This is a genomic window from Ensifer sp. SSB1 (genome assembly GCF_016652895.1).
GTDB lineage: Bacteria > Pseudomonadota > Alphaproteobacteria > Rhizobiales > Rhizobiaceae > Ensifer.
Genome location: NZ_JAEPRP010000375.1, coordinates 1 through 1,115, shown reverse-complemented (window position 1 = coordinate 1,115; position 1,115 = coordinate 1). Strand labels below are relative to the sequence as shown.

The following is a 1,115-nucleotide window of genomic DNA, read 5'->3' as shown; positions in this document are numbered from 1 at the left end:
CATGGCCACGACGATGCCGACGGCCTCAGCCCCGTTGTGTCGGACGATGCTGCTCGGAGGATCCTCGTAGCCGCGCTTGATTGTGGCAATGTCCCCCAGCCGGAACGTGGACCCGCCCGCCTCGATCGGCACCTCCGCAATGGCCGCTTCGCCTTTGAACGCGCCGGTCACGCGTACGTCGATGCGGTCGGCGCTGGTCTCGACGGTGCCGGCCGGCGTCACCGCGTTCTGACGCGCCACGCTATCGAAGATCGCCTGCGGCGTGATGCCCAGCGTGGCGAGCTTCCGGTGGCTGAATTCGATGAAGATGCGCTGCTCACGTACGCCCACGATATCGACCTTGGAGACGCCGGGCGTCCGCAGCAGGCGTTGGCGCACGATCTCGGCGTAATCCTTGAGCTTGGCGAGCGTGACGTCATCGCTCGAAAGCATATAGACCGCAGAATAGACGTCACCGTACTCGTCGTTGAAGAAGGGACCCTGCACGCCCTGCGGCAGCGTCGGCTTGGTGTCGTTTAGCTTTTTGCGAACCTGGTACCAGGCATCGTCTACGTCCTGCCCTCGCGCCCGGTCTTTGAGCTGCATCTGGATGACGGTGACGCCCGGGCGCGTGTAGGTCTTCACGTAGTCGAACAACTCGAGTTCCTGCAGACGCTTCTCGAGCTTGTCCGCGACCTGGTCCTGCATTTCCTCGGCGGTGGCGCCTGGCCAGGCCGCGCTGACCACCATGGTCTTGATGGCGAACGACGGATCCTCGGCGCGACCGAGATTGAGATAGCTGAAAAGTCCAGCCGCCGAGAGCACGATGATGAGGAAGAGGACCAGCGCCGGATGAGCGACGGCCCAGGCAGAGAGGTTGCCGCGCGAAGGGGCATGATCTGGCTCTATGGGAGCGTTCATTGCACGACCTCGATGATACGAACGGGGATGGCGGCGTCGAGCTTATGCGCGCCCGTCGCGACGATCGTCTGGCCGGACTCTAGTCCACTCGTGACGATGGCCGAGGTCTCGGTCCATGCGCCGACTTCAACGCCTTTTTTGATCAAGCGGCCATGCGTCTCGTCGATGAGCCAGACCGAGGGCTGCCCCTCATCCTTGAACACAGCCGCGAGCGG

At 63.6% G+C, this 1,115-nt stretch carries 1 protein-coding gene and 1 pseudogene; both read right to left on the bottom strand.

The annotated features are described in order from the left end of the window. On the bottom strand, nt 1-900 hold a 900-nt coding region (locus I8N66_RS37450; protein WP_291165619.1), incomplete at its 3' end, for an efflux RND transporter permease subunit. After that, a pseudogene (locus tag I8N66_RS37445) lies at nt 897-1,115 on the bottom strand (efflux RND transporter periplasmic adaptor subunit); the annotation flags it as partial. The gene I8N66_RS37450 and the pseudogene I8N66_RS37445, both read right to left, overlap by 4 nt.